General features: G+C 36.9%; 6 protein-coding genes and 1 tRNA gene. 4 read left to right on the top strand and 3 right to left on the bottom strand.

Features of this window, described 5'->3' with window-relative positions:
• Nucleotides 1–77: 77 nt before the first annotated feature.
• Both ACFX5D_RS02445 and ACFX5D_RS02440 read left to right on the top strand, forming a co-directional pair.
• The gene (locus tag ACFX5D_RS02445; protein ID WP_073210174.1) at nt 78–350 is read left to right on the top strand and encodes an HU family DNA-binding protein; all 273 of its coding nucleotides are present in this window, start codon (nt 78–80) and stop codon (nt 348–350) included.
• Nucleotides 351–469: 119 nt separating this feature from the next.
• The gene (locus ACFX5D_RS02440; protein ID WP_073210172.1) at nt 470–1,030 is read left to right on the top strand and encodes a YqgE/AlgH family protein; all 561 of its coding nucleotides are present in this window, start codon (nt 470–472) and stop codon (nt 1,028–1,030) included.
• Here ACFX5D_RS02440 and ACFX5D_RS02435 read toward each other — a convergent pair.
• Nucleotides 1,027–1,866 carry an aminotransferase class IV gene (locus ACFX5D_RS02435; RefSeq protein WP_379856671.1) on the bottom strand — a complete coding sequence of 280 codons (840 nt, stop codon included), beginning with the start codon at nt 1,864–1,866 and terminating at the stop codon, nt 1,027–1,029. The two genes, ACFX5D_RS02440 and ACFX5D_RS02435, sit on opposite strands and share 4 nt — an antisense overlap.
• A gap of 53 nt (nt 1,867–1,919) precedes the next feature.
• Nucleotides 1,920–2,312 carry an START-like domain-containing protein gene (locus ACFX5D_RS02430; RefSeq protein ID WP_379856670.1) on the bottom strand — a complete coding sequence of 131 codons (393 nt, stop codon included), beginning with the start codon at nt 2,310–2,312 and terminating at the stop codon, nt 1,920–1,922.
• A 155-nt stretch (nt 2,313–2,467) separates the two neighbouring features.
• On the opposite strand from ACFX5D_RS02430, the gene ACFX5D_RS02425 reads away from it, so the two are divergent.
• Nucleotides 2,468–2,544: transfer RNA gene (locus ACFX5D_RS02425), tRNA-Met, on the top strand.
• 242 nt (nt 2,545–2,786) lie between these two features.
• On the opposite strand, the gene ACFX5D_RS02420 is transcribed toward ACFX5D_RS02425, so the two are convergent.
• Nucleotides 2,787–3,071, bottom strand: coding sequence for a hypothetical protein (locus ACFX5D_RS02420; protein ID WP_379856669.1), 285 nt, complete (start codon nt 3,069–3,071; stop codon nt 2,787–2,789).
• A 76-nt stretch (nt 3,072–3,147) separates the two neighbouring features.
• Here ACFX5D_RS02420 and ACFX5D_RS02415 point away from each other — a divergent pair, with 76 nt between their 5' ends.
• The gene (locus ACFX5D_RS02415; RefSeq protein WP_379856668.1) at nt 3,148–13,989 is read left to right on the top strand and encodes a PKD-like domain-containing protein; all 10,842 of its coding nucleotides are present in this window, start codon (nt 3,148–3,150) and stop codon (nt 13,987–13,989) included.
• Nucleotides 13,990–13,993 lie beyond the last annotated feature (4 nt).

Genomic DNA, 13,993 nt, shown 5'->3' with positions numbered 1-13,993 from the left:
CACTTGCAAGGAACGTATTTCCTATTAAATTTGTGTATTAACAATTTTTTATAACCAACAATTAATAACTATTCATTATGAACAAATCAGAATTAATCGACGCTATGGCTGCTGAAGCAGGAATTACAAAAGCTGCTGCAAAATTAGCTTTAGAGTCATTTTTAGGAAATGTAGGCGGTACTTTGAAAAAAGGTGGAAGAGTATCTTTAGTAGGTTTCGGATCTTGGTCAGTTTCAGCTAGAGCTGCTAGAGACGGTAGAAATCCTCAAACAGGAAAAACTATTCAAATCGCAGCTAAAAATGTTGTGAAATTTAAAGCTGGTGCAGAATTAGAAGGAGCAGTAAACTAGTTTAAGTTTTCCAATATAATAAAACCTTCCCATGGAGGGTTTTTTTATGCAGTTTAACGAGTTTATTTGGTATCTTAATGAATTTTTTCTTAAATTTAATTACTTAAAAAGACAATGTCATGATCTCAGAAAAATTGAGAAAAGGCCATCTACTTATAGCAGAGCCTTCTATAGTTGGCGATCTATCATTTAATAGATCTGTAATCTTATTAGCAGATCATAATAAAGAGGGATCCGTTGGTTTTATTATAAATAAACCATTGAAATATACTATTAATGATTTGATTCCGGAAATCTTTGCCCGATTCAAAATTTACAATGGAGGTCCGGTAGAACAGGATAATCTTTATTTCATACACAATATTCCTAATTTGATTCCAAACAGTATTGAGATATCAAATGGAATCTATTGGGGAGGTGATTTTGAGTCTACCAAAGAACTAATCAACGATGGAAAAATTAATAAAGATAACATTCGTTTTTTCCTTGGTTACACCGGTTGGGATGAAAACCAATTAGAAAATGAAATGCTAGAAAATTCATGGATTATAACCGAAAATAATTACGAAAATAAAATCATCGGAAAATCCACAACGCATTTCTGGCAGGAGCAAATAAAAGAATTAGGAGGAGAATATCTCATTTGGTCAAATGCCCCTGAAAACCCTTATTTAAATTAGTTTAACCTTATCATTTCGTTCAGCATTTGCACCAATTGATTTGCTACATTGCTAGTAAATGTTTTCTTGCGGTATTTTGTTATAGGCTGTATACCTGCAATAACATTAGTTATAAATAATTCATCCGCTTTCTGAAGGTCGAACGGAGAAATAGTCTCTTCAACTACTTCTAACTGATTAATTTTTTTTGCCAATACTAAGATTTGTTTTCTCATCACACCATTCAAACAACCTTCTGAAACTGGTGGGGTAATCAATCTATTTCCCAACAGCATAAAAATATTTCCCTGCAAAGCTTCCACTACATTTTTACTATCATTCAATAAAATACAATTGTCTAAACCATTTTCATGAGCATAAATACTTCCCGTAATATTGATAATTTTATTGGTTGTTTTTATCGAGGAGAGTAATTGCTTCGTCACATAAAAATCTTTGTAAAGATCTACTTCATATTCCCTTTGTTCAATACAATAAGAGGTGTTTTCTAATGCAATACTATGTATCAAAAAGGAAATACTGTTATTGCTTGGTAAGTAATAGCCTCCATCATTTCTATAAACCGTAATTCGAGCACGAGATGAGTCCGACAACGAATTATTTTTAACCAATGACAGAATTTGTTCTTCTAAATATTCCATAGTGAAATTCATGGGTATTTCCATTCGGATTACCCGCATAGAAGACATTAATCTAAAATAATGATCTTCTAAAAATAGAATCTTATTACTTATTATTTTAACCGTTTCAAAAACAGCATCACCATATAAAAAACCGCGATTTTGTGTCAGTATATTAGTGTGTTTTGACACTATAGTTCCATTAAAATTAATCATAAAAAAAGTCCTAAATTTATTAGGTCAAATATAAGTCATAAAATAGGATTAAACTACACAGAACCTATGAGATGTTTCAAATCTGAAATTTGATTTTCCCACAGTTGTGTAGCTTCATCCACTTCGTCTTTATCTGCAAAGTCAACTACCATAAGGGAAACATCTTTAGTCAACTCATCAACCAAGATATGCAACTCAAAAAAGTATTCAGTATCTTTATTATTTTCATCTATCCATTTGAATTTTACCTTTTCACCTGACTTTTTAGAGGCAAGTCTGGCTTTTTCCTCGGAATCATTCCAAATAAAAGTAAAAAATTCACCACGAGAATTTACATTATCGGCAAACCATTCTGATAGACCAGATGGAGTCGATATATATTGATATAATAATTGAGGCGAGGAATTTATGGGGAACTCGATTTCGAAACGTACTTTTTGATCCATGAGCTACATTTAATTTTTCTGAAATATATAGAATATAAGTCCGAAAAAAAAGCATTTTTAAAAATATTTTTTTTTCTTTAAAAAACGCTTGTAAGCTGTATTATTATTTTTATATTTGCACCCGCATTCAGGGATGGTTTACCACCCTTAATCATGGCGAGATAGCTCAGTCGGTTAGAGCGCAGGATTCATAACCCTGAGGTCCCGAGTTCAAATCTCGGTCTCGCTACCAAAGCAAAAACCCTAACATCAATATGTTAGGGTTTTTTATTGGATTAATATTTCGAAAATATAGAATCTAAAACGCTCAAGTGAGGACTTCAGTGAGGAAAGGGAGTGAGGAATTTTATAAATCGAGATGCAAATATTATTAAGTAGGAAACAGAAAAAGTATTAATAAAAAACTACATTTCATTTATACTTTTTCTGTTTCAATCAAATATTTTAATTTTCAAAACCGCTTTTTCAATTGCCTTAGACTGTCGGATCTGAATAATATTCTGTTAGAAAGCCATATATTGAATAAGACGATAGAATTTTTGTCTCCATATCCTTAACTCGATTTACCAATGCGGGATAAGCCTTTCTCAAATTATTCAAACTAATCTCTTTTTCGATCCCTGCTCCTTTATGATAATGAGTAATACTTTTTACAGAGAATCCATTATCATAAATGGATTTAGCAACACTAAAATCAACAAAATTATTTTTACTAGAAATAGCTTCTTTACGGAAAACCGTAAAGGAATGGAAAATCATTACATTATATTTGCCGAAAATCTCTTTTTTCCTACGTGAAAATGATACTTTACGTTCGTTGAATTAAAGCATAATTATGAAACACCTTTACAAGATTATTTTTTTATTTGTTCTAATAAATTTTAATTCGACCCTCGCTTATTCTTCCAATAAAACCGAAAAAAGCATACTAATTAAAACGGTTGCCGATCCATCTGGACAGATAACAGGAAATGCAACTGTATGTTTGAATGCAGCACAGCCGGTAATAACATTTGAAGTAAAGGACGACAATAAAGAGCCGTACACATTTACTTATACGCTAAATGGAGGAGCTTCAATAAATGTTTTAACGACAGGAAATAATAAAAGTGTAACCGTTACTGCTCCAACTAATGTAGCAGGAACTTTTACTTATGTTTTAAAGGGTGTAAAAGATAAAGAGGATAAGGATGTTGCTGTTTCTAGTGATGATAAAGTAACAATTACAGTATATCCTTTGCCAATAGTTGATTTTACATTCACTAATAATGCTTGTTCCGGAACTGCAGTTCAGTTTACAACATCAAGTAACGGTAATACTTACACTTGGAATTTTGGGGATAGTGGTACATCATCAAATAAAAATCCAACCCATACATTTACTTCTTCAGGATGTGGTACCGAGGTTTTTAATGTTACTTTGACCATAACTGACTCTAATGGTTGTTCCAATTCGAAGACATATGCTATTACAATAAAACAGCAGCCAAACGTTTTATTTATTGACAATAATCATCTGCCTTATAACCCTTTAAATACTACTAATCAATTTAATAATTGTAATTCAGCTGGAGCAAACCCCAATTATAATGTAAGTGTAGGGGCTTCTAGCGCAAATTCAAATTGCATCAGCAGTTATAGTGTAATATGGCAAAATGGAGGTACCCCAGAAATATTTACTGCTTTACCTTTTACCCATACTTATACTTCTCTAGGTGCATTTAATATGGCTATTACAGCAATTGGTCAAAATGGCTGCTCAACTACAAGAAATTACACTATAAAAAATGAATCTAATCCTGCAGGTGGTCTTGTTAGTCCAGGAAGCACAACAAACTTGTGTGCTCCTACACCAAACCTGCAATTTACATTGTCAAACTGGGCATTAAATTCGCCAGGAACAAAATATTTAATAGATTATGGAGACGCGTCCCCCTTGGTAAATCTCTTACAATCAGATTTAATGCAGAACACATTATATTATAATTCTTCCAATCCGTCACTTTCATCAAATTATCCAGTTCCTCATATATATAATACAAGCAGTTGCCCTAGTGCTAGTATTACTGCGACTTTAAAAATATCAAATTCTTGTGGTACAACAAATTCGACAATTTCACCAATAGTTATATTAAAGCCTCCTACCCCTAATTTTACAAATCCCACTAATGTATGCGTCAACAGTTGTGTTCAGTTTACTAATACATCATTACCGGCTTCTAATGAAAATTGTCTTGAAAGCACACTTTATGAGTGGAATTTTGGAGATGGCTCAAGTGTGTATTCCATAACCGCTGCTGGCACCCCAAACCCTCCGTGTCATACCTATAACTCACCTGGCAATTACACTATAACATTGACCACATCCGGATATTGCGGAATATTTATTAAAACAAGTACAATTTGTGTAGAACCTCCACTTGTTCCTACTTTTACACTCAACAACAATGTTGGCTGCACACCACAATCAATTACAGCAACAAATACAACTGTAACTACGAATTCTTGTGTTACTTCAACATATGTATGGAGTGCAACTTTTCTTCCTTCAAGTTGTGGAACAACTATTGCACCAATTCCAAATCAAACCACTACAAACGCTTCCTTTAATTTCACTGAAGCGGGAACCTATACCATTAAATTAACCGCAAATAACTCCTGTAGTCCATCTCAATTCATTACTAAAACGGTAGTAGTTACAAAACCACCTATTGTAACAATCGCTCCAATACCAACTATTTGTCAATTAGGAAGTTCAACAATTATAAATCCATCGGCTACTATTACAAATTGTGGCACACAATCACCGCCGACTTATGAATGGAGTTTTCACGGGGGCACACCAGCAACACCAGCATCATTATCTACAGCTAATCCTGGAACTATTAGCTACAGTACTTCGGGAACATTTATATATTCTTTAAAGGTGACCAACGAATGCGGTTCCTTTACAGCAAGTGGTTCCATTACTATTAATCCTTCACCAACCATAACTGGGACATTGTTTTCTTGCATTGGTGCTACATCCCAATTAACGGGTTCAGTAACTGCAGCTACAACAAGTCCTTGGGCTTCATCGAATACTGCAGTTGCCACTGTCGGATCTACAGGTTTGGTTACGGGAGTTTCGGCAGGAACTACAACTATTACTTATACCAATAACTTGGGATGTAAAACAACGGGCTTGTTTACTGTAAATCCATTACCAACAATTACAGGAAATTTAGGTATTTGCATTGGTTCAACTACTTTGTTGTCAGGTTCTGCCTCGGCTGCGACCTCCAATCCATGGATGTCGTCTAATACCTCTGTCGCAACAATAAATTCTACTGGTTTGGTCACTTCTTTATCAGTTGGAACAACAACAATAACTTATACGAATACAAATGGTTGTCAAAGAACCGCGACAGTAACAGTAAATCCTTTACCAACTATTACAGGAACTATTACTGTTTGTGTCGGTTCAACTACCTCATTAACGGGCTCTCCAACTGCTGCGGCATCTAATTCATGGAGTTCTTCTAATCCTTCAGTTGCAACAGTTTCAACAACAGGAGTTGTTACAGGAGTAAGTACAGGTACAACAATTATTACCTACACGAATTCAAATGGATGTCAAAATACTGTTACAGTTACAGTAAATCCAAAGCCTGTAATTCCAGCCCAAACAGCTTCAATATGTGGTGGTTCCACATTTACAGTTACTCCCATTAACGGTCCAGGCACAGTTGTTCCCATAAACACAACTTTTAAATGGATAGTTGCAACTAATACCAATGTAACAGGGCAATCAGCATCCTCAGCTGCTGGAGTTAGTAGTATCAGTCAAACTTTAACCAATTTAACTAATGTAGTTCAAACGGTTGCTTATACAGTTACGCCGACTTCGGGTGATACCGGTAATTGTGCAGGAGTTCCCTTTGCAATTACGGTGACAGTAAATCCAAAGCCAGTTATAGCAAACCAGACAATAGCGGCATGTAGTGGCACCGCATTTAATGTTCCTTTAATAAATTCTCCACCTTTATTGATTTTACCACCAGGTACAACTTATACTTGGACAGTTATTCCCCCATCAGGAATAGCAGGTGCAAGTAATCAAACAACAGGTGTTAGTGCCATTAGTCAAACATTAACCAATTCGACCAATGCTTCAATTAACGTAATCTATACTGTAACAGCTTCTTCGGGAACTTCTCCCAATAATTGTACGACCCCTTTCATAGTAACAGTTACGGTAAATCCAATACCTATTATTTCAAATGCAACAGCAACTATTTGTTCGAATACTTCTTTTAGTGTAACACCAACAAATGGAGGAGGAACAAATTCTACTGATATAGTACCGATAGGCACAACTTACTCTTGGCCAATACCAGTAAGTAGCCCAGCAGGATCTGTTACGGGAGGAAGTGCTGCAACTAATGTGTCTGCACCAATAAGCCAAACTTTGGTTAGTACTTCATCTTCACCAGCAACTCTAACTTATACGATTACTCCAAAATCAGGAAATTGTTCAGGAACAACTTTCACAATTGTGGTCACTGTTAATCCTTCACCTTCAGTTATTTTTTCTCCAGTGCCACAAACCCTTTGTTCTGGAGATTCAAGTACTCTAGTTACGTTAAGTAGTGCATCATCGGGTGCAACCTTTAGTTGGTCCGCAGTTCAACCTTTTGGAATAACAGGTGTATTAACTGGTGGAACCAATACTATTCCTTCTCAACAATTATTTAACACAACGACATCACCAATAACAATAACCTATAGTGCAACGGCAGCCACTAATGGTTCAGCTGTATGTAGTGGAACTGCTTATAATTATACCATTGTAGTAAAACCAAAACCGGCTATTACAGAAGTCTTTACTCCAATTACTTGTAGCGGTATAGCCTTTTCTGTATCTCCAAATACTTCTACTTTAAATAGTATTCCTATAGGGACTACCTATTCATGGGGTACTCCAACAGTTACTGGTGGAGTAACTGGTGGAGTAGCTATAACAGGACAAACAACTATTTCAGGTACATTAAATAACCCAACAGATACTTTTCAAACAGCAGTCTACACAGTAACTCCTTCAACAAATAATTGTCCCGGTATTCCGTTTATCGTTACTGTTACAGTAAATCCAAAACCTGTAATTCCAGCCCAAACGGCTTCAATATGTAGTGGTTCCACATTTTCAGTGACTCCCATTAGCGGTCCAGGCACAGTTGTTCCCTTAAACACAACTTATACATGGACAGTTGCAACTAATACCAATGTAACAGGACAATCAGCATCCTCAGTTGCTGGAGTTAGTAGTATTACTCAAACTTTAACCAATTTAACTAATGTTGCTCAAACGGTTGCTTATACAGTAACGCCGACTTCTGGCGATGCCGGTAATTGTGCAGGAGTTCCTTTTGCAATTACGGTGACAGTAAATCCAAAACCAGTTATAGCAAACCAGACAGTAGCGGCATGTAGTGGCACCGCATTTAATGTTCCTTTAATAAATTCGCCACCTTTATTGATTTTACCAACAGGTACAACCTATACTTGGACAGTTACTCCCCCATCAGGGATATCCGGTGCAAGTAATCAAAATACAGGTGTTAGTGCCATTAGTCAAACATTAACCAATTCGACCAATGCTTCAATTAATGTAATCTATACTGTAACAGCTTCTTCGGGAACTTCTCCTAATAATTGTACGACGTCTTTCGTAGTAACAGTTACGGTAAATCCAACACCTATTATTTCAAATGTAACAGCAACTATTTGTTCGAATTCTTCTTTTAGCGTAACACCAACAAATGAAGGAGGAACAAATTCTACTGATATGGTCCCATCAGGCACAACTTACTCTTGGCCAATGCCTATCAGTAGCCCAGCAGGAGCAGTTATGGGAGGAAGTGCAGCAACTAATGTTTCTGCACCAATAAGCCAAACTTTGGTTAGTACTTCATCTTCACCAGCAACTTTAACTTATACGATTACTCCAAAATCAGGAAATTGTTCAGGAACAACTTTTACAATTGTGGTAATAGTTCAATCTAATATTGGAAATTCTTCAATTAATATTGCAAAATGCGGTGGTGATGCAATTGGGGTATCTTTAGGGGGAAATTCTTCGATCACCTATCAAATAACATCTATCAGTTCAAATGGAATGATCACATCTGCTGGAAACCCAACAACAGGAACCAATTTTTCATCAAATGAAATCGCAGATGATGCCTGGATCAACACTACGGTATCAGCAGTAAATGTTGTTTATACTATTGTTCCTAATGGAAATAACGGCTGTTCCGGTCAACCCTTCACGGTAACGGTTACCGTTAACCCAGAACCGATTGTCACTAATCAAACAAGCACTATTTGCAGCGATTCCCCTTTTGGCATTTCATTAAATCCCAGTACTGGTGCTACGGCAGCAACCTATAATATAACAGCTATCAATTCAAATGGATTAACTGCATCAGCAGGAAATCCAGCACTAGGAACAGGATTATTATCCAATGCTATAACAGACGATGCATGGACTAATACAACACCAGCCGCAGTTGATGTCGTTTACACGGTCGTGCCAAAAAGCGCATCGGGTTGTTCAGGAAATTCCTTTACAGTAACAATAACGGTAAATCCAGAACCAGTAGTGGCAAATCAAACCGGTTCAATATGCAGTGCTATTGCTAATAACATACTTTTAGGAAATGATATTGATAGTCCATCAGTATCAACCTATACTATCACCAATATTAATACCGGAGGACTGATTCTTTTTGGAGGAAATCCAGTAACAGGCACGGGATTTTCAAATAGTGAAATAGCTGATGATGCTTGGACTAATACAACCCCAGCCGCAGTCAATGTAATCTATACCGTTGTTCCTGTAAGTGCATCTGGCTGTACGGGTAATTCGTTTACAGTAACCCTAACGGTTGAATCTACTCTCGGAGTTGGACCACAAACGGCAATTACTTGTAGTAATGTTGTCCATGGATTTATTTTAGGAACAGCATTAAACACAACTTATGATATTATCTCTATTAACTCCAATGGATTAGGGGCATCAACAGGTAATCCAGTGACAGGAACTGGATTTTTAGCAAACGAAATAGCTGACGATGCATGGACGAACATCACTACTGTAGCAGTGACTGTTGTGTATACCATTGCTCCTAAAAGTTCTAACGGATGTTTCGGTCAACCATTTACAGTAACCGTTACTGTTAACCCGGAACCGGTTGTAGCTAATCAAACAAGCACTATTTGTAGTGATTCCACTTTTGGAATTTCATTAAATTCCAGTACAAGCATTCCGGCAACAACCTACAATATAACGGCTATCAATTCAAATGTATTAACTGCATCAGCAGGAAATCCAGCAATAGGAACAGGATTATTATCCAATGTTATAACAGACGATGCATGGACTAATACAACACCAGCCGCAGTTGATGTCGTTTACACGGTAATTCCTGTAAGTGCAGCAGGTTGTTCAGGTAATCCTTTTACGCTAACCATTACGATAAATCCAGAACCTGTAGTTGTGAATCAGACAGGTACTATTTGTAGTGATGTAGCTAATAAAATAATTTTAGGAAATGATATTGACACTCCATCAGTGTCGACTTATAATATCAGTACTATCAATTCCAATGGATTAGCAGCGTCAGCGGGTAGTCCGCTTATCGGTACAGGTTTTAGCGCTAATGAAATAGCTGACGATGCCTGGACAAATACAACACCAGCCGCAGTAAATGTGGTATATACCGTTGTTCCTGTAAGTGCATTAGGCTGTACAGGTAATCCGTTTTCAGTAACCCTAACAGTAGAATCTACTCTTGGAGTTGGTCCACAAACGGTAACTACTTGTAGCGATGTTGCCCATGGATTCATTTTAGGCACCACTGTCAATACTACTTATACCATTACTAATATTAACGCCAATGGGCTGACTGCTTTAGGTGGCAATCCTGTTACAGGAACTGCTCTTGGAGCGAGTGAGATCTCAGATGACGTTTGGAACAATATCACGACTTCTCCTGTTGATGTTATTTATACCATTGAGCCTGTTAGTGCCAATGGCTGTGCCGGTCAACCATTTGCAGTAACCGTTACTGTTAACCCGGAACCAGTTGTAGCTAATCAAATAGGCACTATTTGTAGTGATTCCCCTTTTGGAATTGCATTAAATTCCAGCACTAGTGTTCCGGCAGCAACCTATAATATAACAGCTATTAATTCAAATGGATTAACAACTTCGGCAGGGAATCCAGTAATAGGAACAAGATTTTTAGCTAATGAAATTGCTAATGACGCATGGACAAATACTACACCAACAGCTGTAGATGTAATTTACACCGTAGTTCCTGCAAGTGCAGCGGGGTGTTTGGGTAATCCATTTACGGTAACCATCACTGTAAACCCTGAACCCGTTGTGGTAAATCAGATAGCTACTATTTGTAGTGATATTGCTAATAATATGCTATTAGGAAATGATATCGACACTCCATCAGTGTCAACTTATAATATCACTGCTATCAATTCGAATGGATTAAATCAATTTGGAGGAAATCCAATAACAGGTGCAGGATTTTCAAATAATGAAATAGCAGATGATGCGTGGACTAACACAACACCATCGGCTGTCAATGTAGTATATACAGTAGTTCCTGTAAGTGCATTAGGATGTACGGGTAATCCGTTTACCGTAACCGTTACGGTAGAATCTACTCTTGGAGTTGGTCCACAAACGGTAACTACGTGTAGCGATGTTGCCCATGCATTTATTTTAGGCACAGCAGCCAATACTACTTATACTATTACGAATATTAACGATAATGGTCTGACTGTTGTAGGTGGTAATCCTGTTATAGGAACTGGGTTTTTAGCAAATGAAATAGCTGACGATGCATGGGCTAACATGACCCCAGTAGCAGTAAATGTAGTTTATACCATTAAGCCTATTAGCGCCAACGGTTGTTCCGGTCAACCATTTACAGTAACCGTTACTGTAAACCCGGAACCGGTTGTAGCAAATCAAATAGGCACTATTTGCAGTGATTCCCCTTTTGGAATTGCATTAAATTCCAGTACTAGTATTCCGGCAACAACCTATGATATTACTGCTATCAATTCGAATGGATTAACTGCATCAGCAGGAAATCCGGCAATAGGAACAGGATTATTATCCAATGTTATAACAGACGATGCATGGACTAATACAACACCAGCCGCAGTTGATGTCGTTTATACGGTCGTACCAAAAAGCGCATCGGGTTGTTTAAGTAATCCATTTACGGTAATAATTACTATAAACCCAGAACCAGTTGTGGATAATCAGACAGGTACTATTTGTAGTGATATAGCTATTGGAATTATAATAGGCAATGATATAGATTCGCCATTGGCAGTTAGTTATAATATTATAAATATCAATTCCAATAGATTAACAGAATCCGCTGGTAATCCGCTTATCGGTACAGGTTTTAGCGCTAATGAAATATCTAATGACTCCTGGACAAATACAGGAGCTTCAGCGGTTAATGTAATTTACACAATTGTTCCGGTAAGTGCAGCTGGTTGTGAAGGCAATCCTTTTATGGTGACTGTTACGATTGAATCTGAATTAGTAATTGCCAGCCAGTCGACCACAGTGTGTAGTGATGCAGTTAATGGCATTATACTGGGTACAGAGCCAACAGCAACTTATACTATTACCGCTATTGTTTCAAATGGATTAACCGCTTCAGCAGGTAATCCACAAGTAGGCACTGGATATTTAGCAAATTCCATTGCTGATGATGCATGGACTAATTTAGGAACTGTAGCTGTGGATATAGTGTATAGTATTATTCCCCAAAGTAGTTCAGGCTGTTTGGGAAATCCATTTACGATTACGTTGACGATAAATCCAGAGCCAATCGTTGCCAACCAAACACTTACGCTTTGTAGTGATGAACAATCAAATGTTATCTTAGGTGATGATGTTGATGGGCCTTCAGCTACGACTTATACTATTACGAATATTAATTCAAATGGTTTATTTTCATTTTCAGGAAATCCACAACTGGGTAATGGATATTTAGCAAATGAAATTGCAAATGATGCGTGGAAGAATACCACTTTATTGACAGTTCCTGTGGTTTATAAAATAACTCCTGTTTCTGCTGTCGGTTGTCAGGGAAATCCATTTACTATTTCAATTAATGTAAATCCACAAATAAATATTGCTGCTGCGACTACTCCAATAATATGTTATGGCTCTAATGATGCATCAATTACTGTAACCGTGACTGGAGGTACTTCTCCTTACGCAATTGCATGGAGTAATCTGGGACGCGGCACGTTTCAGAATAATCTCTCTGCTGGTGATTATCTTATTACCGTTACAGATTCAAATAATTGTGTAAAAACGCTTAATGTAAATATCCCTGAAGCACCCATTTTTACAATCAATCCAGTCGTTAAAAACATTTCTTGTTTTGGTGCCCATGATGGTAGTATCATTCTAAATATTATTGGAGGGATTGCTCCTGTGAAATTAGTTTGGGATGATAATGCAGTAGCCGGAAATGTCCGGAATAATTTGGGACCAGGCTCTTATACGGTAACGATTGTTGACAGTAAGCCTTGTACAATTAAAAAGACTTTTATTATTTTGGAACCTCAACCTTTAATTTTATCAGCCAATGTCACCAATGCCTCTGATTGTGATAATGCCAATAGTGGTGCAATAAATCTTCTCGTTGCTGGAGGCACACCGCCTTTTACCTATTCTTGGTCAAACGGATCTACAGCCGAGGATTTGGTGGATATCCCGGCAGGAAATTATTTGGTGACCGTAATTGATAGTAAGGGTTGTTCAAAACAGGCTCAATACAGTATCAACCGGCCACCACCTATCGTAATTGTAGTGGCAACAAAAACAGAATTTGACTGTGAAACGAAGTACGTAAAACAAACATTTGTAGCCCAAGTTTCGGGTGGTGTTCCACCCTACCAATTGACCTGGTCCAGCGGAACGGTCAGCGGTTCGAATAATGAAATGATGAATACCAGTCAAAATGGTACAGCAATATTATACGTAATGGATGCTTTGGGTTGTAAAGCAAATTATTTCTTCAATGTTAAATTGCAGTCCCTTGGAACACCTTCATTTAATGCAACTTCGTATTCTTTTGTAACATATGGCACTTATTCTATAATCGATCCCATACAGTTTTCCAATACCGCTACTGGTGATTTTATCAGTATGGTTTGGGATTTTGGCGACGGTAGCTTTTCCACAGAGCTCAACCCAATGCACACATTCCTAAATCCAAAAGAGTATGTGGTGACACAAACTGTTACGTATCCTTTTGGATGTGTCTATGTGCAAAAAATTACTTTTAATATTGAAAAAGGATATTTATTTGTCGTTCCCACTGCCTTCACACCCAACAATGATACTATGAATGATACATTCAGACCCGTGACTAAGGCATTAAAAAATGTTCGATTGGATATTTATGATACTTGGGGTTCACTAATCTATTCAGAAACCGGAGACACTTTAAAGGGATGGGATGGTAAAATAAAAGGACAGAATGCGGAAAACGGTAATTATTATTGTAAAGTGAGCGCAGAAACCTTTTATGGAACTATTGTCAATGAAAATCGCCCTTTTGTATTAATAAAATAAGCAC

This window comes from Flavobacterium fructosi (genome assembly GCF_042787335.1).
GTDB lineage: Bacteria > Bacteroidota > Bacteroidia > Flavobacteriales > Flavobacteriaceae > Flavobacterium > Flavobacterium fructosi.
Note: the sequence above shows the minus strand (reverse complement) of the source record. Positions and strands in the feature narration are given on the sequence as shown.